At 56.2% G+C, this 18606-nt stretch carries 23 protein-coding genes; 5 read left to right on the forward strand and 18 right to left on the reverse strand.

Features of this window, described 5'->3' with window-relative positions; translation table 11 throughout:
* Nucleotides 1–176: 176 nt before the first annotated feature.
* The 11 genes from PMI22_RS19900 to PMI22_RS19850 form a co-directional block, all read right to left on the reverse strand.
* Nucleotides 177–1460: an NAD(P)/FAD-dependent oxidoreductase gene (locus tag PMI22_RS19900; RefSeq protein ID WP_007944626.1), complete on the reverse strand. Its 1284-nt coding sequence runs from the start codon at nt 1458–1460 to the stop codon at nt 177–179.
* Nucleotides 1461–1621: 161 nt separating this feature from the next.
* The gene (locus PMI22_RS19895; RefSeq protein ID WP_007944627.1) at nt 1622–2455 is read right to left on the reverse strand and encodes a transporter substrate-binding domain-containing protein; all 834 of its coding nucleotides are present in this window, start codon (nt 2453–2455) and stop codon (nt 1622–1624) included.
* A 45-nt stretch (nt 2456–2500) separates the two neighbouring features.
* Nucleotides 2501–3292 carry an amino acid ABC transporter ATP-binding protein gene (locus PMI22_RS19890; RefSeq protein WP_007944628.1) on the reverse strand — a complete coding sequence of 264 codons (792 nt, stop codon included), beginning with the start codon at nt 3290–3292 and terminating at the stop codon, nt 2501–2503.
* A 6-nt stretch (nt 3293–3298) separates the two neighbouring features.
* Complete coding sequence (locus PMI22_RS19885; RefSeq protein ID WP_007944629.1) at nt 3299–4273, reverse strand: amino acid ABC transporter permease; 975 nt, start codon at nt 4271–4273, stop codon at nt 3299–3301.
* A 128-nt stretch (nt 4274–4401) separates the two neighbouring features.
* Nucleotides 4402–5652, reverse strand: a complete 1251-nt coding sequence (locus tag PMI22_RS19880) for a 2-aminoadipate transaminase (protein WP_007944630.1) — start codon at nt 5650–5652, stop codon at nt 4402–4404.
* A 219-nt stretch (nt 5653–5871) separates the two neighbouring features.
* The gene (locus PMI22_RS19875) at nt 5872–6210 is read right to left on the reverse strand and encodes a HopJ type III effector protein (protein ID WP_007944631.1); all 339 of its coding nucleotides are present in this window, start codon (nt 6208–6210) and stop codon (nt 5872–5874) included.
* Nucleotides 6203–6499 (reverse strand): DUF1244 domain-containing protein, encoded by a 297-nt coding sequence (locus tag PMI22_RS19870; protein WP_007944633.1) that lies wholly within the window; start codon nt 6497–6499, stop codon nt 6203–6205. Before PMI22_RS19870 ends, PMI22_RS19875 begins: the two co-directional genes overlap by 8 nt.
* Before the next feature lie 82 nt (nt 6500–6581).
* Nucleotides 6582–6968, reverse strand: coding sequence for a dihydroneopterin triphosphate 2'-epimerase (gene folX, locus PMI22_RS19865; RefSeq protein ID WP_007944634.1), 387 nt, complete (start codon nt 6966–6968; stop codon nt 6582–6584).
* A complete protein-coding gene (gene folE / locus PMI22_RS19860; protein ID WP_007944635.1) occupies nt 6968–7546 on the reverse strand; it encodes a GTP cyclohydrolase I FolE in 579 nt (192 codons plus the stop codon). Before folE ends, folX begins: the two co-directional genes overlap by 1 nt.
* A gap of 21 nt (nt 7547–7567) precedes the next feature.
* Nucleotides 7568–8278: a dihydromonapterin reductase gene (gene folM, locus PMI22_RS19855; RefSeq protein WP_007944636.1), complete on the reverse strand. Its 711-nt coding sequence runs from the start codon at nt 8276–8278 to the stop codon at nt 7568–7570.
* A gap of 82 nt (nt 8279–8360) precedes the next feature.
* Nucleotides 8361–8930: an antibiotic biosynthesis monooxygenase gene (locus PMI22_RS19850; protein WP_007944637.1), complete on the reverse strand. Its 570-nt coding sequence runs from the start codon at nt 8928–8930 to the stop codon at nt 8361–8363.
* A 204-nt stretch (nt 8931–9134) separates the two neighbouring features.
* On the opposite strand from PMI22_RS19850, the gene PMI22_RS19845 reads away from it, so the two are divergent.
* On the forward strand, nt 9135–10094 hold the full coding sequence (locus PMI22_RS19845) for a MerR family transcriptional regulator (protein ID WP_007944638.1): 960 nt from the start codon (nt 9135–9137) through the stop codon (nt 10092–10094).
* A 3-nt stretch (nt 10095–10097) separates the two neighbouring features.
* Here PMI22_RS19845 and PMI22_RS19840 read toward each other — a convergent pair whose 3' ends face one another.
* Together PMI22_RS19840 and PMI22_RS19835 are read right to left on the reverse strand one after the other, a co-directional pair.
* On the reverse strand, nt 10098–10703 hold the full coding sequence (locus PMI22_RS19840; RefSeq protein ID WP_007944639.1) for a hypothetical protein: 606 nt from the start codon (nt 10701–10703) through the stop codon (nt 10098–10100).
* A gap of 54 nt (nt 10704–10757) precedes the next feature.
* Entirely contained in the window at nt 10758–11234 is a 477-nt protein-coding gene (locus PMI22_RS19835; protein ID WP_007944641.1) for a PAS domain-containing protein, read from the reverse strand.
* A gap of 100 nt (nt 11235–11334) precedes the next feature.
* Here PMI22_RS19835 and PMI22_RS19830 point away from each other — a divergent pair, with 100 nt between their 5' ends.
* The 4 genes from PMI22_RS19830 to PMI22_RS19815 all read left to right on the forward strand — a co-directional run bounded on the left by PMI22_RS19830 (nt 11335) and on the right by PMI22_RS19815 (nt 14614).
* Entirely contained in the window at nt 11335–11787 is a 453-nt protein-coding gene (locus tag PMI22_RS19830) for a flavodoxin (RefSeq protein ID WP_007944642.1), read from the forward strand.
* Nucleotides 11788–11905: 118 nt separating this feature from the next.
* The gene (locus tag PMI22_RS19825) at nt 11906–12688 is read left to right on the forward strand and encodes a class II aldolase/adducin family protein (protein WP_007944643.1); all 783 of its coding nucleotides are present in this window, start codon (nt 11906–11908) and stop codon (nt 12686–12688) included.
* Nucleotides 12688–13590: an alpha/beta fold hydrolase gene (locus tag PMI22_RS19820; protein ID WP_007944644.1), complete on the forward strand. Its 903-nt coding sequence runs from the start codon at nt 12688–12690 to the stop codon at nt 13588–13590. The genes PMI22_RS19825 and PMI22_RS19820 overlap by 1 nt, the downstream gene beginning before the upstream one ends.
* Before the next feature lie 112 nt (nt 13591–13702).
* Nucleotides 13703–14614, forward strand: coding sequence for an SDR family oxidoreductase (locus PMI22_RS19815; RefSeq protein ID WP_007944645.1), 912 nt, complete (start codon nt 13703–13705; stop codon nt 14612–14614).
* Nucleotides 14615–14665: 51 nt separating this feature from the next.
* Here PMI22_RS19815 and PMI22_RS30430 read toward each other — a convergent pair whose 3' ends face one another.
* From PMI22_RS30430 to PMI22_RS19800, 5 genes are all read right to left on the reverse strand, one after another.
* A complete protein-coding gene (locus PMI22_RS30430; RefSeq protein ID WP_081502761.1) occupies nt 14666–14929 on the reverse strand; it encodes a bacteriocin immunity protein in 264 nt (87 codons plus the stop codon).
* Nucleotides 14926–15048, reverse strand: coding sequence for a hypothetical protein (locus PMI22_RS32330; RefSeq protein WP_338010174.1), 123 nt, complete (start codon nt 15046–15048; stop codon nt 14926–14928). Before PMI22_RS32330 ends, PMI22_RS30430 begins: the two co-directional genes overlap by 4 nt.
* Nucleotides 15049–15198: 150 nt before the next feature.
* Entirely contained in the window at nt 15199–15459 is a 261-nt protein-coding gene (locus PMI22_RS19810; RefSeq protein ID WP_007944646.1) for a bacteriocin immunity protein, read from the reverse strand.
* Nucleotides 15460–15554: 95 nt separating this feature from the next.
* On the reverse strand, nt 15555–15818 hold the full coding sequence (locus tag PMI22_RS19805) for a bacteriocin immunity protein (RefSeq protein WP_007944649.1): 264 nt from the start codon (nt 15816–15818) through the stop codon (nt 15555–15557).
* Nucleotides 15808–18066 carry an S-type pyocin domain-containing protein gene (locus PMI22_RS19800; protein ID WP_007944652.1) on the reverse strand — a complete coding sequence of 753 codons (2259 nt, stop codon included), beginning with the start codon at nt 18064–18066 and terminating at the stop codon, nt 15808–15810. The genes PMI22_RS19805 and PMI22_RS19800 overlap by 11 nt, the downstream gene beginning before the upstream one ends.
* Between the last annotated feature and the right edge of the window lie 540 nt (nt 18067–18606).

Genomic DNA, 18606 nt, shown 5'->3' on the forward strand with positions numbered 1-18606 from the left:
GCTAGGTTTTCACACAGTCTGCTCGGCCGGTTTTTTTGTGCCCACAATTTAATGCCTGATCACATTCCAATGTGGGAGCGAGCCTGCTCGCGATAGCGGTGTATCAGCCGACATCTATGTTGAATGATAAATTGCCATCGCGAGCAGGCTCGCTCCCACAGGTTCGCCTGTGTTCATCAGCCTTTGAACCGCTCTTGGACAAAGTCCATCACCTTCAGTGATTTATAGATCGCATTGGCAGCCACTCGACCGAACGGCCCGCCGTTCCAGTCCAGCAAGTACGGCTTGAACAACTCATGGCGCGCACTTTCCCCGCACACGGCTTCGGCAATCACCCTGCCGCCAATTGAGCCGGTATTCAAACCGTGTCCACCAAAAGAAGTGCAGGCCCAGACGCCCTGCTCCAGTAGCCCCAGGTTGGGCATTTTGTTGGTGGAGTAACCCATCAGGCCGGACCAGGCCATTTCGATTTTTACCGGAGCCAGTTGTGGATAGACCGACACCATGTCGGCCTTGAGCATGGCTGCCAGTGCTTTCTCGTTCTGTTCATTGCGGGTGGTAATGCGTCCACCCCAAAGCAGGCGATCGCCCTCGACGATGCGATAGTAATCTGAAGCGCGACGGTCATCGGAGAAGGCCGCACCGGAGTCGAGAACGGTTTTGATCGAGTCGCCCAAGTGTTCGCTCAACACTACGTAAGTGGCGATGGGCAGGTAAGCGCGGCTGAGCTTTTGCAACTCGGGGCCACCATAACCGCCCGCGCAAAACACCAGATCCTTGCAGCGCACGGTGCCACGCGCGGTCTTGACGATTTTGTCGTTGCCTTCGCGATGCCAGGCGAGCATTTTCGATTGCTCGAAAATTCTGCCTCCCGCCGTTTCAATGGCGAGGGCCAGGCCCAGGCAATAATTGAGCGGGTGGAAATGCATGGCGTTCGGATCTTCGACACCCTGAAAGTAGCGAACGGTGTGTGCCCGTTCGCGGACCTGAGCGGTATCGAGGTAGTTGAGTTCATAACCGAAGTCGCGGTGCATGGTTTCGATGTGGTTTTTCACGCCCGCGCCGTCGTCGTAGCGCTTGACCCGAATCGTGCCCGCGGATGGCGCGCAACCGGGCAGAGCCAGTTCGATGATGTTGCGGCGGACAATCTCCACGCCTTCGGCCGACATCTGGAACAGCGCCCTGGCGTGGTCCAGCCCAAGTTTCTTGCGAATCGCTCCGGACCCCTCAGCCCAACCGGGCGAGACCACGCCGCCATTGCGGCCGGACGCACCCCAGGCCACCTGATTGGCTTCAAGAATGATCACCCGCTTGCCGCGACGCGTCAGCTCCAGGGCGGCAGTGAGGCCGGCGATGCCGGCACCGATGATGCACACGTCGCAAGTTTCGTCCGTGTTCAATTCTGGCCTGGCCGCGCGTGGCAGCGAGGTTTGGGAATACCAGGTGTTGGGGAAGGACATGGTCGATCCTTGAGAAATGGCCAGTAAATTATGCGTACGTCAAACATTGTGGGAGCGGGCCTGCTCGCGAAAAAACGCAAGGTCGACGCGGGCATTCAGCAAAGCCGTGTCATCGTTGACGTCCATCGCGAGCAGACTCGCTCCCACAGTGGGAAGGCGTACTACTTGAGAGTCGAGTAATCCACGCCGTACCACTTGTCCGACAGCTTGGTCAGCGTGCCGTCCTTGTGCATCTCGCCGATGATTTCACCCAGCTTGGCTTTTAGCTCCGGATCACCCTTGTCGGTGGCAATGGCCAGAGGTTCGAAAAACACCACGGTGTTGTCGACGGCGCGCAGCGGGTAGCCTTTCTTGACGGCGGCATCCAGGGTGCTGCGTTGCGTGAGGATGGCATCCAGTCGGGTACCATCGCCCAGGCGCAGATCGTCGAGCGGGCCGACAGAGCCTGCGTAGGTCTTCATTTTTTCGGTTTTTACGTCATAGACGACGGGCGGTACGTCAGTGGTTTCGATGGCCAGCGCCTGGCTGAAATAGTCTTCTGACGTGGTGCCGCCTTCGACGCCGATGGTTTTGCCATTGAGTGCCTTGTGGTCGGAGACCGTGGATTTGTTGTGCACCGCAAACACATAAGGCACGTAGTAGTAAGTCCCGGGGAAATCGAGAATCCGTGCCCGACTTTTCGTCGCGGTCATCGAGCCCACGGAAACGTCCCAGCGACCATTCCATTTGCCGGCGGTAATCACATCCCAGTCGGGCGTGATGAATTTGGCCTCGACGCCGAGACGCTTGGCAATCTCCTTGGACACATCGATATCAAAACCGTCGATTTCATTTTTGTCGTTGATGAACCCCTGCGGCGGCCAGGTCGCCGACGTAGCGACGGTCAACGTCTTGCTGCTCTGGATCTTGTCCAGCACGGCACCGGCATTGGCGACGCCGACAAACAACAGTGACAGGGAGGCTGCGAGGGTGATTGCGTGTTTCTTACTGAGCATGTCCATCTCCACTTCTCGTTATTGTTATGCGGGGTAAAGCGCTTCTCAGTGACCGATGATTTGCGACAGGAATTTCCGCGCGCGTTCGGTCTGCGGGTTGTTGAAAAACTCGGCAGGGGTGGCTTGTTCGATGACCTGGCCCTGATCCATGAACAACACCCGGTCGGCGACCTTGCTGGCAAAACCCATTTCGTGGGTCACGCAGATCATGGTCATGCCGTCGGTGGCCAATTCGCTCATGACGTCCAGCACTTCGTGGACCATTTCCGGGTCCAGCGCGGAGGTCGGTTCGTCGAACAGCATCACTTTGGGGTTCATGCACAGCGCCCGGGCAATCGCCACGCGCTGCTGCTGACCGCCGGACAGTTGCGAGGGGTACTTGTCGGCATGCTCGGCAATTCGTACGCGTTCGAGATAAACCTGTGCGCGTTTCTTCGCTTCGGCGGATGAAACGCCCTGTACCAATTGCGGGGCCAGGGTCAGGTTGTCCATCACACTCAAGTGCGGGAACAGGTTGAAGCTCTGAAACACCATGCCGATTTCGCTGCGCACGGCGCTGACACTTTCCGCTTCACTGGTGAGGGTGATGCCGTTGACCTGAATGTGTCCTTTCTGAAAGTTTTCCAGGTGGTTGATGCAGCGAATCATCGTCGATTTGCCTGAGCCTGACGGCCCGCACACCACCAGAATTTCGCCGGTGGCGACGTTCAGGTCGACATCGCGCAAGGCGTGAAAATTGCCGTACCACTTGTTCAGGCCCGTAATCGAGATCATCGAAGGGCCGGGATTTACAGCCGGGGCCAGGTCGAGTTGTTCAGCGGTGTTGGTTCGAGTCATCACGTATCAGCCCCTTGCCGTGGAACGGTTGACCCGCTTTTCGATTCGCGCCTGCACCCGTTCGAGAATGAACGACAGCGCCCAGTAAATCATTGCCGCAGTAATCAGCATCTCCAGGTGGCGGAAGTCTGCCCGACCCTGGGTCTTGGCCAGGTACATCAGTTCCCAGACACCGATCACCGACACCAGCGAACTGTCCTTGAGCATGGCGATAAACTGATTGCCGGTCGGCGGAATGATCACCCGCAAGGCCTGGGGCATGATCACGCGGAAAAGGGTTTTGAACGGGCTGATGTTCAGGGCTCGCGAAGCTTCCCACTGGCCGACCGGAATGCTCTGGATACCGGCACGGAAAATCTCGGTCATGTAGGCGCCATAGCACAGTGACAGGGCGAGGATGCCGGCCGGCACCGCGTCAACCACATAGCCGAGTTGCGGCAGGCCCAGGTAAATCAGGTAGATCTGAATCAGCAGCGGCACGCCGCGAAAGAACGAGGTGTAGAAAGAGGCGAGGGCATTGGCCAAACCGTTATTCGACAGCTTCGCCACCGCGCCGATCAGCGCCAGAACAAACGCGATCACAATGGCCAACGCGGAGATGTACAAAGTGGTGGCAGCGCCCTGGAGGATCAGGAAACCGACTTTGTCGAGAATGAAGCTGTAGGAGAGGTCGAAAGTATCGAAGAACGCGAGAAACAGGATCAGCAGCTCGACCCACACCACGGTGGTCTGCACCTTGAACTTCAAGCGCCCGAGGACATGGAAGTTCAGCGTGCCCAGTACGGCAATGCCAAGGCCAGTGGCGATGTTGCGAGCGGTGAGGCTGTCCGGGGTATTGCCCAACAGCGGTTGCAAAAAATGGCTTAGGGCGCTGTTGCCCAGGTTCATCAGGTAGGAACCGAGGAACAGCACCACGGCGACGGCGAGCAGGAATTGAGGATCGTTGGACTTTTTCTTATAAATTATATTGTCGTGATACATGACGGCCTCAATGTGTAGGTGGTGATGTTCTCGCTAGGTAAAGGGGGCTTTGGTCAGTATTGCGACACGAATTCGGGGACAACAAGCGAACTTAATTCGCTATGTCAGTCCCAGAACGCATTTTGCAATCAAGATAATTTGGAGAGGCACGCTTCGAGAATGTCCAGGCCTTCCTCCAGCACCGAGGCTTCGGTGGTCAATGGCGCCAGCAACCGAATGATATGGCGCGACTTGCCGCTGGGCATCAACAACAAGCCTGCGTCCCGCGCAAGGCTCAGGAGTTGCGTCAACTGGGCCGATGCTGGCGTGCCGTCAGCATTGATCAACTCGATGCCACGCATCGCACCCACGCCGGTCAAACGCCCCAGATACGGCGATAGCTTGCTGTCGCGCCAGGCTTCGTAGCGGCTGACAATCGCTTCTTCCTGTTGCGCGCCCCAGGCTTGCAACTGCGTGTCGGTCATTTCATCCAGCGTCGCCAGCGCGGCGGCGCAGGCGATGGGGTTGCCCGAATAAGTACCGCCCAGACCGCCCTTGGGCAAGGTGTCGAGTAACGCTTTGCGCCCCACCACCGCACCCAGCGGCACGCCGCCGGCAATGCTTTTGCCCAGCAGGATCAAGTCCGGCTCGATGCCCAGTCGCGAGAATGCGAAACGCTGGCCGGTGCGGCCGAAGCCAGACTGGATTTCATCGGCGATCAGCAGGATGTTCTTTTCATCGCAGAACTTGCGCAGCCCTTGGGCAAACTCTACGTCCATCGCCAGGAAGCCCGCTTCACCCTGCACCGGCTCGACGATAAAACATGCCACGTCATTGACATCGATCTCGACGCTGAACAGGCGATCCAGGGCCTTCAGCGCTTCGGCACAGGTCACGCCGTTGTCCTTGCTCGGGTATGGCAAGTGAAACACCGGCCCCGGCAGCACACCGACTTTCTGTTTGTAGGGGGCGACTTTGCCGTTGAGGTTGAGGGTGGCAAGCGTACGGCCGTGGAAAGCGCCGTCGAAGGCAATCACGGCAGTGCGGCCGGTAGCGCCACGGACGATTTTGAGGGCGTTTTCCGCCGCTTCCGCGCCGCTGTTGGTGAGCATGCCACTGACCGGGTAATCCACCGGAATGAACGCGCTCAGGCGATCCATCAGCTCGATGTAAGGCACATGCGGGGCGGCGTTGAAGGCGTAGTGGGTCAGCCGGGTGGCTTGTTCGCGAATGGCTTCGACGATGCGTGGGTGGCAATGGCCGAGGTTCAGTACGCCGATGCCGCCGACGAAGTCGATGTAGCGTTTGCCATCGGTGTCCCAGACCTCGGCGTTTTTACCGTGGCTGAGCGTGACAGGATGAACGATGTTGATCGACTGGCTGATGGATTCGCTGCTCATGGATGACCGACTCTGAAGAAGGGATACTTCTTTTTATCTAAGCCGTGAGCAGCGGTGCCCGGCAAACGAAATAAAGTTGCCGGGTCAATCTTTAAAGTCGGGATGTGCCCTGGAAGACCAAAGGATCGCAGCCTCGTTTCACTCGACAGCTCCTACAGAGAAACACGATCCCTGTAGGAGCTGTCGAGTGAAACGAGGCTGCGATCTTTTGATTTTGAATCAGCGGCGAGTCAGTGGTTGCTGAGTGAACTTCACGCCAGCCAGCCCATGGGCAATCAATGCGCGGATATTGCCGTGGTCGCTGCCATCAGGCGTTGCAACCACCGAACGGTAATGCTCGCCAAACGCCAGCAGCGCTTCTTCATCGCTCAGACCTTCCAGCAGCGCCAGACCCAGGGTCTTGCACGAACCTTCGTTCTGACCAGCTGCGTTTTCCACACCACCGTTGTTGAAAGCCTGTGGTTGATAGTCGTAACCGGCGGCGATGAAGGCCAGGGTGTCGGCAAAGACGTGTTCGCCGCTCTTGAGGCTGGCGCGCAGGGTGTTCAAATCACTCATTGGGTTTTCCTTTGGCAAACGCCGCTTGTTGTTCGGCGCTGGCTTCTTGCTGGTATTGGGCTTTCCATTCGGCGTACGGCATGCCGTAAACCACTTCGCGAGCGTCATCGAGGCTGACGTCGATCTGGCGTTCGTCGGCAGCGGCCTTGTACCACTTGGACAGGCAGTTGCGGCAGAAACCGGAGAGGTTCATCAGGTCGATGTTCTGTACATCCTTGCGGCTGTCCAGATGGGCCACCAGCCGGCGAAAGGCGGCGGCTTCAAGTTCCAGGCGTTGTTGATCGGTCATGGGGGCCTCTGCGAGGCAGCTTCAAGCGGCAAGCTTCAAGCTGCAAGTTGGATTGCGGTGGCTTGTAGCTTAACGCTTGTAGCTAAACGCTTGAAGCTTGGCGGCTTGCCGCGAGCGTAATCGATACCGATTCGGCGAATCGAAGTGCGTGAGGCTTATCGACTTCAACCTCGGCGTACAGCACCGAGGTGTTAGCCATGACCAGATCGAGGATTTCCTGGGTCAGGCGTTCGAGCAGCGCAAAGCGATTGCCTTCCACGTGGGCGATGATTGCCTTGGTGATGGTGCGGTAGTTCAGCGCGTGATCAATGTCGTTGTCGCGCACCGCTTCCTGGGCTGCATACAGGATGGTCAGGTTGATCAGCACATCCTGCTTGTTGAGGATTTCATCCTCGTTGATTCCGATGTAGGTTCGCAGACACAGGTCCTTGACCCGGATGCGTGCCATTCCTGGTTGAAGTTGTGGCATTACGACGTGCTCCGTCCAATCAATTGCAGGAACTCCTGGCGGGTGTTGCTCGACTCGCGGAAGGCGCCGAGCATCACCGAGGTGTTCATGGTCGAATTCTGTTTCTCGACACCGCGCATCATCATGCACATGTGCCGGGCTTCAATGACCACCGCGACGCCGGCGGCATTGGTCACCTGTTGCACTGCTTCGGCGATTTGCCGGGTGAGGTTTTCCTGGATTTGCAGGCGACGGGCGAACATGTCCACCAACCGCGCAATTTTCGACAGGCCCAGCACCTTGCCCGTTGGAATATAAGCCACATGGGCCTTGCCGATGAAGGGCAGCAGGTGATGTTCACAGAGCGAGTACAGCTCGATGTTGTCGACAATAATCATTTCATCGTTGTCGGAGGCGAACAACGCGCCGTTGACGATCTCTTCGACACTTTGTTCGTAACCATGACAGAGGTACTGCATGGCTTTGGCCGCCCGCAGCGGAGTGTCTATCAGGCCTTCACGATCCGGATTCTCACCGAGACCGATGAGAATCTCGCGGTAGCTCTGGGTTAGGGCGTTCTGAGGCAGGGTTAGTGGCATGGAGCATCCTCGCGGGGCATCTTATTTGATGTGCCGTCCGCCGTTGACGGTCAGGGTGGTACCGGTGACATAAGGGTTGTCGAGCAAATAGCGCAGGCTCTGATAGATCACTTCACTGCCGGGTTCGATGCCCAGCGCTGACTTGGCCAGCGCCTTGGCGCGGTAAGCCGCGTCATCCTCGGGGTTGAACATTAGCAGGGCGGGCGCGATACCGTTGACCTTGATTGTCGGCGCGTATTTCGCGGCGAAGGACAGGGTGAGGCTATCGAGCCCGGCTTTGCTGGCGCAGTAGCCTATGTGTTTGCTGCTGCCCTTGCGGGTCACATCATCGCTGATGTGCACAATGTCCGCCGGGCTTGAGCGTTGCAGCAAGTCGCCACAGTGCAGGTTGATCAGGTAAGGCGCAAGCATGTGCACGTTGAACATGCGGGTGAAGGCGGCGGCGTCGGTGTCCGGCGTTTCGGTCAGCCATTCGGAGGCGTTATGGATAATCGCCCGCAGGCTGTCAGTGTGGGTTTTCAGGGTGCTGATGAACGCGAGGATCCCGGCTTCAGTGGAGAAGTCGGCAAACACCGCGGTGGCGCCCAGATCACGCAGCGTCTGGACACCGGGGCGTTCGCTGCGGTAGGTGAAAATCACCCGCTCGCCGTCCTCAATCAAACGCTGCGCACAATGCAGGCCGACACGCTGGCCGGCACCGGTGATGAGGATGGGGGCTGCGGAAGAGGTCATGAATGGCTCGCGTCGCGGTAAGAGCAAAACTATACCAGCGCGCGACGGCATTCACCTACCGTGGAAGCGGACCCCATGCGGATCATTGATTTTGAGGGATGGGCTCGGAGGGCTGCGGCCGTGGGGCCGCGCTGTTCAGCCAGTTGGCCAGCAGACGGGTCGACAATGGAATGAAGAAATAGACCATCAATGGCGTCAGGCACAACGTACTGATGAACACCCGTGGCAGCAGGCTCATTTCGCTCAGCAAAGGCCCGAGTAAAAAATTGAACAACAGGGACACCGGAAAGAACGCCAGCCAGATCGCCACGGCCTGTTTCCAGCGTGGCGGGCGCTGACCGACCGCGCCGAACCAGCCTTCGATTCCACTGACGCGATGTTCTGTTTTGTGGCCAAACAGGTCACTGCCGCGCGCCAGCCAGGCAGTGCGCGACGCAGAATGTTCCCACGCGTGCAGGGTCTGCTCGTCGGCAAAGCGGAAAATAATCTGGAATTCGTCATCGTCGGGCGGCGGAGCGAGCACGCCAGAGCCGAGATAACCGGGAAAATCGGTGGCCAGTTGTTCGCCTTCGCGCAACCAGACCATCAGGTCCTGATAGCGTCCTTCGGCAACGCGGCGCGCAACCATCAGCGTGACGGGTGAGGTAGACATTGTGAATCTCCTATAACAGTTGCGTTACTCCGGGTAGGAGTTTCGCCAGGCGCAACGCCGGGGTGGTGGGCTGCGCTTCGAGACAAGCAAGGATTATTCCTGATTCTGGCCAATACACCAGCATGATGCGTCGATTATCACTGTGTTGAATAGTCGGCGGGAGAGTTAGAATGGGATCCAATTTTGAACATGGACGTCGACTTGATGCCTGTCCTGACTGACGTTACCTCTACCCCGCAATCGGATCGTCCTCTCGATCGGGAAGAGCTGTTTCCTATTCGTGAGGTTGCGCGTCTGACGGGCATCAACCCGGTTACGCTGCGCGCCTGGGAGAGGCGTTATGGATTGATCCAGCCCACACGCACTGAAAGTGGGCATCGTCTTTACTCGATGCACGATATCGAGAAGGTTCGCAGCATCCTCGACTGGATCGACCGCGGCGTTGCGGTCAGCAAAGTCGGCAAGATCCTGGCCAGGACCGAACCGCTCAAGGCGCTGGCGCAGATCATACCCACCGAGCTCGTTCAGGCTGACTATGCCCAGTGGCAACAGCAGGTTCAGGCGGTGGTCAGCGCCTTTGACGAGGTTCAACTGGAGCAACTCTATGGTCAGATTTTTTCCAGTTACCCACTGACGGTCGTGTTTCAGGACATTTTGCTCCCGGTCTGGAAGCAATTGCTTCAGCGTCATGAAACGTTCGGCCAGACCAGCGAGTGGCTTTTTCTGGATGCCTTTCTGCGTTCCCGAGTATTGCAACGCCTGCTGCTGGTGCGTGTCATGCAACCGCGCCGAGTGATTGTCTGTGCTATTGCCGACCAGGCCCATGAGCTGGATGTCCTGATCACCGGGCTGTACCTGAGCAGTGTCGATCTGGCGATTCAACTACTGGCTATCGGTCAGCCCTTCGACGAGTTGACGCTGGTTTGCGAGAGGGTCAAACCTGCGGCACTGGTGCTGGTGTCCAATCATGCGCCCGCTGCGGAGCTGCCGCGTCGGTTGAGTCGACTGGCCATGAGCCTTGACTGTCAGTTATTGCTGGCGGGGGACGCGTCAGACCTGGCGCAAGAGAGCCTGGCCGGATCATCGATCGGATGTCTGGGGAACGAAGCAAGGGTAATGCGCCAGCGTCTGAAACAGTTCCTGGCGGGAAACCTTGATACCTGAAACTCAGATATGCAGCGCGGGGTGTGTCAGGCGATGTTGCTGAAGGATGTATTGGCGCAGACGTTCGGTTTCGTCCTTGTCAGACTGACTCAATTCGTAGGCGTAGAAACCTTGCTCGGTTTGACGCTCAAAGGTGCCGCGCAAAGAAATCCGTTCATAGCCTGACGGGCTGAACCATAAGGCAAAGTGTTTGGGTGGCTTGGTCTTGTTGCGGACCTCCAGCAAAACCCCTTTGAACGAGATTTCGTGCACAAACATTGTGCCGGGCTGGCCTTTGGCATTCTCCAGTGCCACCGGCTCTTCAAGTACCAGGCGCCAAGGACGGACCATTGGCCCGTCTTCGTAAATGCTTGGCACGCCCAAACGCAAATGCAGCGCATGAAATTCATCTTCCACCAGGTGCAGCGGAAAGGTCATTTGCTGATTTTCGAAATGGGCCTGGATGGTGACTTGCTCATGAGCGGCGAGGCGCGTGAGCAAATCACGTATCTGCGAGCCACTGTTAACGAGCAGGCTCGACGTTGCATCACGCACATTGAGCTGTGGGTTGTGTTGCATGGTCTGGATGAAATCCAGTTCGTCCTGGGTCAGGAGTGCGTCGCGCTGCATGGCTTGCTCGAAAGATATAGATACAAAGTCATTGGTGATTGTAGTTAGTGACCATTAATTCACCGTTTTGTTTTTACCGTTCGTCGCTTTCAGCGCAGAAAGCTCGGCGTGCGCCTCGGCCAACTGGGTTTCCAGCTGCGCAACACGTTGCTGGGCTTTGACCTGGGTCGTGACGTCCTTCTGTACGCCGACGAAGTAAGTCTGCCCGTCGTTCGGGTTTTTTACCGTGGACAGTGAGAGTTCGTTCCAGAAGGGGGTGCCGTCCTTGCGATAGTTCCTGAGGATTTCCCGGCAGGATCCTTCCTTGTTCAGCGCCTCGCGAATGGTGGCAAGTGCGGCCTGATCCCGGTCACCGGACTGCAGAAAGCGACAGTCCTGATAGAGGATTTCTTCGCTGGTATACCCCGTCAGACGTTCGAATGCCGGGTTGGCGTAAATCAGGATGTTGTCCTGCTCGCCTTCCTTTTCGGCAATCACGATGCCGTCGTTGGAAGCATTGATCACCATTTGCAGCAGCTGGGCATTAATCATCGGAGAATCCTTTCCAGAGTGATTGAGCGCAGCATTCTAAAAGAACAATGCAGGTCGTGCTGTTAATATCCGGTTTTCACTCAGTTTCAGGATCAGATTGATGAAAGTCGCCATCCTTTCCGGCTCGGTGTACGGCACGGCCGAAGAAGTCGCCCGCCACGCCGCGAGTATTTTGAAGACCGCCGGTTTTGAAACCATGCACAACCCACGCGCGTTACTGGCTGATGTTCTGGCATTCGAACCCCAGGCGTTTCTGGCAGTGACGTCAACCACCGGCATGGGTGAATTGCCGGACAACCTGCAACCGTTGTATTCGATGATTCGCGATCAGTTGCCTGCCGCCTGGCGCGGTCTGCCGGGGGCGGTGATCGGCCTGGGTGATGCGAGCTATGGCGATACCTTCTGTGGCGGTGGCGAGCAGATGCGTGAATTGTTCAATGAACTGGGTCTGCGCGAAGTGCTGCCCATGCTGCGCCTGGACGCCAGCGAAAGTGTCACCCCCGAAACCGATGCCGAACCCTGGCTGGCACAGTTGGTCAGCGCATTGCAGTGAAGATTGCGCCACTGACTCGCTCGGTCATCAAGCTGGCTGCCAATGCAACTACACGAAGGCCGGGGGCTGACTAGACTGGCATAACGACAGCACCACAATAAGAACAGGAGGTCATGCCGTGAATGTTGCTCCCGTCCAGTCGCCCCACTGTGTCAAAAGCCAGGTCAGTGCCGCCGAATGGCAGACCCGCGTTGATCTGGCGGCTTGTTATCGTTTGGTCGCGGCGCATGGTTGGGACGATCTGATCTTTACGCACATTTCGGCCAAGGTGCCAGGTACCGAAGATTTTCTGATCAACCCGTTCGGGCTGATGTTTCATGAGATCACCGCGTCGAGCCTGGTCAAGGTGGATCAAGCCGGCAACAAGTTGATGGACAGTCCTTACGACATCAACCCGGCGGGTTACACGATTCACAGCGCCGTGCATGAAGTTCGCCACGATGTGGTCTGCGTGTTGCATACCCACACGGCTGCCGGCGTTGCGGTCTCGGCACAAAAACAGGGTATTTTGCCGATCAGCCAGCAATCCTTGTTTGTCTTGTCCAGTCTGGCCTACCACGCCTATGAAGGCGTTGCGTTGAACCATGAAGAGAAGGCGCGCCTGCAAGCCGACCTCGGTGAAAACAATTTCCTGATGCTGCACAACCACGGTCTGCTGACCTGTGGCAGCACCATCGCCGATACGTTCCTGATGATGTTTACCTTCCAGCGCGCCTGCGATATTCAGGTGATGGCGCAGAACGGCGGTGCCGAACTGATCACCATCGAACCGCAGATTCTGGCAGGCGCCAGGGCGATGATCGCCGGCGTGACCAAAAGTGCTCAAGGGATGGGTGGCGCGTTGGCCTGGCCAGCATTGCTACGCAAACTCGATCAACAAGACCCGGGTTATAAACTCTAATGGCGCTTGCCGAGATCCCGCTGTGTGTCTGGCGCAAACGCGGCCAGACGTTTGTATTCCGTGGCCAGACCATTCGCTATTGGACGGCCGGGCAGGGTGAGCCGCTGTTGCTCATCCACGGATTTCCGACCGCCAGTTGGGATTGGCATTACCTGTGGCAACCACTGGCACAGCGCTATCGGGTCATTGCCTGCGACATGCTTGGCTTTGGCGACTCCGCCAAACCGGTGAACCACGAATACAGCCTGCTTGAACAGGCCGACGTGCAACAGGCGTTGCTGGCGCATTTGAGTGTCACGCAACCGGTGCACGTGCTGGCCCACGATTATGGCGACAGCGTGGCGCAGGAACTGTTGGCCCGGCATTACGAAACCCGCATTCACATCGCCAGTTGTGTGTTCCTCAACGGCGGCCTGTTCCCGGAAGCTCATCGCCCGCTGTTGGCGCAAAAATTGTTGCTCAGCCCTTTGGGCTGGATGATCGGCCGAGCGTTCACACGTGACGCACTGGTGAAAAGCTTCAGGAAGATTTTCGGGCGGATGACCCGTCCGACAGAAAGTGAGATGGATGATTTCTGGGGGCTGATCAACAGCAATCACGGCCCGCGGATCATGCACAAGCTCATCACGTATATTCCAGAGCGGCGGGTCCAGCGCGACCGTTGGGTCGGCGCCATGCAGCGCGGTGAAGTGCCGCTGCGTGTCATTGATGGCGAGGTCGATCCGATTTCCGGTGCGCACATGGTCGCGCGCTATCGCGAACTGATCCCCCATCCGGACACCATCCTGCTGGCCGAAATTGGCCACTATCCCCAGATTGAAGCGCCGGCGAAGGTGCTCAAGCATTATCTGGAGTTTCGTGATCGGCTGGCGTTGCCTCCGCGCAGGGCCGCCTGCTCCTGATTATCCCCCAGCCTTATCGGACACCATTCAGCCCGCCCCTTGTTCGTTGTGACCAGCAGCGCCGTGCCTGACACTCGAACCCATTGTCCCCTGGCCTGTTGGAGTTCCCCCCATGAGTGAGTCTGTGCGCTTCGAAGATAAAGTCGTGATCGTCACCGGTGCAGGCGGCGGCCTGGGTCGGGCACATGCGCTGCTGTTCGCCAAACAGGGCGCCAAAGTGCTGGTCAACGATCTCGGCGGTTCGGCGCAGGGTGAGGGCGCCAACGCGTCGGCAGCAGACCGTGTAGTGGCCGAAATTCGCGAGGCTGGCGGGATTGCCGAGGCCAATCACGACTCCGTCACTGACGGCGACAAAATCGTTCAGCACGCACTCGACGTTTTTGGTCGTATCGATGTAGTGGTCAACAATGCCGGGATCCTGCGCGACAAGACCTTCCACAAAATGGACGACGCCGACTGGGACCTGGTTTACCGCGTCCACGTCGAAGGGGCCTACAAAGTCACCCGTGCCGCCTGGCCACACATGCGTGAGCAAAACTATGGCCGCGTGATCTTCACCGCGTCGACCTCGGGCATTTACGGCAACTTCGGCCAGTCCAACTACGGCATGGCCAAACTCGGCCTCTACGGCTTGACTCGCACACTCGCCATTGAAGGCCGCAAGAACAACATCCTGGTCAATGCCATCGCGCCTACCGGCGGCACTCGCATGACCGAAGGCTTGATCCCGCCGCAAGTATTCGAGCAACTCAAACCGGAACTGGTCAGCCCGTTGGTGGTGTATCTGGCCAGCGAAAATTGCAAAGAAACATCCGGATTGTTTGAAGTGGGCGGCGGCTGGATGGGCAAAGTGCGTTGGGAGCGCAGCCTGGGTGCCGGGTTTGATCCACGGGTGGGGTTCTCGCCAGAAGATGTGGCGGCGCAGTGGGAGCAGATTTGTGATTTTGAGGGGGCTGCGCATCCGAAGGACAATATTGAAGCACTGAAGGAAATGATGGGGAATCTGCAGAAGTATTCGTTGTAATCAAATGATGTAAAGGGAGCATGCGTGATCGCATACTCCCTTTTTCAGGTTTTATTGTTCTGCCTTGAAGCCTGGCTTTCCGTTGGCGGCTCGCCATTTCTTTATAGCTGCTAATGCGCCGGCAGGGCTGTCTTCGACACCCGGTTCGGGGTAATACAGGATGTCGGTTCCGTTTGGGTGTTCTGAAGTGCTTACTATGTTGCCAACAATTGCGTCATGCTCTTTCTCTGATGAGTAATCGCCTACCACTAATCGGTTTATAAGGCTTACATATTCAGATTCTGTATATTCTTCAAATTTGTTTTTAAAGTTCATCTTGTTTGTCTATTTTTTTTGGAGTGGGTTTCAATGTGCTGCTTTGGTGTCAGTGCTTGGAGATTATCTAGGTCGTAGACCGTGCCACCCTCTGATTGGCTTGATGTGGTGAATTTCATACTTTGCCGCTTACCCACTTGCTCGGATGGGGGGGGTTGGTGACAGTCCCCCTTTTAATAGGATTCTTTTTTATGGTTCTAGGTTGTCGCTCTTGAGGTGATATGCCGGAAAGTGGAGCCAAGCACGTCTGCCGGCTCCACAATTTATCTCTATTCTTCTATTTTAAAGCCCGGCTTTCCGTTGGCAGTTCGCCACGCTTTTACTTTTTCAATGATAGCTTCGGGTGTGGCATCTTCGTCCGTCTCTGCGTAGTAAATTAAGTCAGATCCGTCTGGGTGCTCTGTCAGCTCCTCAAATAAGACTACTGCACTTATTTGAGCTTTTTCTGTAGTGTATTCAGAGCGGCAAATTTTTTTTAAGAGTTCGAGAAACTCTGTTTCGGTATAGTCTGAAATATTAAGCTTGCTCATGCCGGCTTCCTCCTTTATGGCTCCAGGATTGTCGTTTTGGAGTGACAGACTGGAAAGTGGAGCCAAGCATGTCTGCTGGCTCCACTGTCTTATCACTATTCTTCTATTTTAAAGCCTGGTTTGCCGTTGGCGGCTCGCCATTGCTTTATGGCTTCTAATACGCCGGCAGGGCTGTCTTCGACACCCGGTTCGGGGTAATACAGGATGCCTGTTCCGTTTGGATGTTCTGAAGTGCTTACGATGTTGTCAATAATTGCGTCATGTTCTTTCTCTGATGAGTAATCGCCTATAACTAATCGGTTTATAAGGCTTATATATTCAGATTCTGTATATTCTTCAAATTTGTTTTTAAAGTTCATCTTGCTTGTCTCCTTTTTTGGAGTGGGTTTCAATGTGCTGCTTTGGTGTCAATACTTGAAGATTGTCTAGGTCGTAGACCGAGCCACCCTCGCTGATTGGCTTGATGTGGTGAATTTCATATTTTTGCCGCTTACCCACTTGCTCCGATGGGAGAACGCTAGGAGATAGTCCCCTTCTAATATCAAATTTATTGAAGTGGGTGAACTGATCTATCAATACCTCGTCATTTGCTACCGCCTTCCAAAATACTCTGCGAAACGCTTTAAAACTTGAAAACTCTCTTCCTCGAAGTTTATCCGCCACGCGCATAGGAATCGGCGCGCCTCCCAAAGTCGAGGCCGTACCCAACCAATTTCCCGAAACCGACTGTCCAGAACCACTGGCAACACCCGGTTCGTTCCGTCGATCCCTGAACATTGTAAAAATCGGGGGGATACCCGATTCAGCCGGGAAGACGGTGATAAAGCCACCAAAGCTGTACAAATCCAGCTCTGGAAATTTATCGAGCCTTCCTTCCAAGGCGGTTAGGGTCGTGCCGTCGTAAACGGCAATGTTCGGCTCGCTTGCGGGGAGGGTGGTTGACCCGTTGTTCGGCTTGACGATTGGCGTCCAGGTCATGCCGATGGACGGGGCATCCGGGTTGTAAGACCTATACGCATTGACGGCTGGATCGAAAGTGGCGAGTCGCACCGGGACGTTGCCAGGTATCGATGTGTCGTTTGTGGCAGCGACAACGAATTCGGTTATGTTCCCCACTGATCTGGAGCCGATCGCTACCGGCAGCCTGATTTCTCCATCGACCTGGGCTACTGCATACAAGTCATCAAGATTGCCCGGTGCGAAATCCGAGAGCGGGAAGCTCAAGGCATGGAGATCGTTGGGCTGGTACTCCGAAAGCGCGAGGCTCCAGGCATGGAAGTCGTCCGGGACGAGATCCGAAAGCGGGGTGTTCAGTTGACGGCTTTCACCGTCAGCCAGCGGCGAAGGAAACAGAAGCGCCGCAAATCCGACGAGTACAGCGCTTGCCGCTGCGGTGCCTGCTGTTGTGACTGCGGCAACAGCGGTGTGCAGTGCGGACCTGACCGCTTGGGTAGTCGCTACGCCAGTGGCGAGGCGCCCCGAGGCCAAGGTGAACACCGGACCCGCTGCGGCAGACTGTCCTGATATGGGAAACGGCCGACTGATTTTGGCGGCTTCCCACGCTTTGAACATCGCAACCATCGCTCTGAATCGTTCGAGCTCTTGCGCGTGTTTTTTGGCTTCGGCCTCCTTTCTTTCTTTTTCTTCCTGTTCTTCGCGTGCCTTTTCTTCCTGCCGTTTGACTTCGGCTTGTGCTTCGAGAAGCGCCCGTTCCGCAGCGACCCGCCGGGCTGCCGCTTCTGCTGCAATCCGCGCCTGCTCAACCGCCAATTGCCGCGCGCTTTCCAATGCGGCCAGTCTTGCTTGCTCTCGAGCCTGTGCTTCCGCCACTCGCCGCGCGTTCTCCAAAGCGGCAAGTCGCGCCTGCTCTTGAGCTTGTTCTGCTGCCACTCGCCGGGCGTTCTCCAGCGCAGCAAGTCGCGCTTGCTCATGAGCTCTTGCCACAGCCTCCTCATTGGCGCGCGCTAGCTCTGCTGCAACTCTCTGGGCCTCCTCATTGGCTTGCACGGCACTGAGAAAGTTCTGCACATTGACGTGTTGCTGACTGAGCAATTCGACGCCTTGAGACAGCAACCTTGCATCGTGTGCTGCCCGCAGGGACTGAAACAACGCCTGCATGGCAATGCCGTTTGGCACCGGCCTCTTTTCAAGGGTTGTCGCTTTTTTCATAAATTCGTTGATATTTCGATTAAACGGATCTCCTCCATAAAACGAATGGGCAATAGCTGTTGTGCTGTGGAGCTCTGCAGCTTTGCGTGATGTAAGTTTGTTTCGTACGTCGAGCTCTCGAATAATCGACTGGACCGGCGGAAGTGGATCGGTTGAACCCTCAAGTCGTGTGGCAGCGAGTTCAGTTTCAATTGTTTGCGGTAGATGGCTGGACCTGATTTGATATTCCTGCTCCAGCGCTTTGGTTGTGCGTTGGATTGTGAGCAGGTTTTGATTAAAGGCGCTGTGGCCGTGGCCGAATGGTCCATCTATCGGTACTTTTGATGTTCGCGGTGCAGGAATCATGTGGTCAGGTGCAATGCCTTTTATTTCGACCGGTGTATCGAGATAAAATGTGCCTGGCCTTGATTGGTTGGAGTCTTTGGGTGGTTTTTGCATATTCATATCCTTTTGAATGTGCATATGGGCTGATGAATTACGTGTTGGCGGGTAGCCGGTTATTGCGTCGTGCCATTTAAAGTTACAACGAAAACACAGTGTTTGGGTCCGAGAGATGTGTGGGTTATTACATATAGAGTTGAGAGGGATTTCTTTATGCCAGGAATAAAAGCGCGAACATCTCTCGCGCAAAGAAGAGATTTCTTATCTTGTTATAGGAAATATCTTGCAAGCGTGTCTTGAGCGAAAATTCCGATCACCACCGCCACAAAACCAACGCCCATAAAAAAGGCCGCTGCAAACGCAGCGGCCAAAGCAAGACGTGGATCAGGAGCTACAAATCAACGTCAGAGAACACAGGGTGATCAATCGATAAGGCATCGACTCATCTGAATCTGTCGCCAATGGAGTGGACTGATCACACAACATCGCTTCGTGCTATCCGGCTGTTCACCGTGAAAGCCCGGCAAGAATAAGTCGCTTGGCCCAAAGGAAAAATAGCGATTCACGACATGCAGTTTTGCAGCCGGGGCAACAGTC

Origin of the sequence: Pseudomonas sp. GM21 (genome assembly GCF_000282215.1) — a bacterium.
GTDB lineage: Bacteria > Pseudomonadota > Gammaproteobacteria > Pseudomonadales > Pseudomonadaceae > Aquipseudomonas.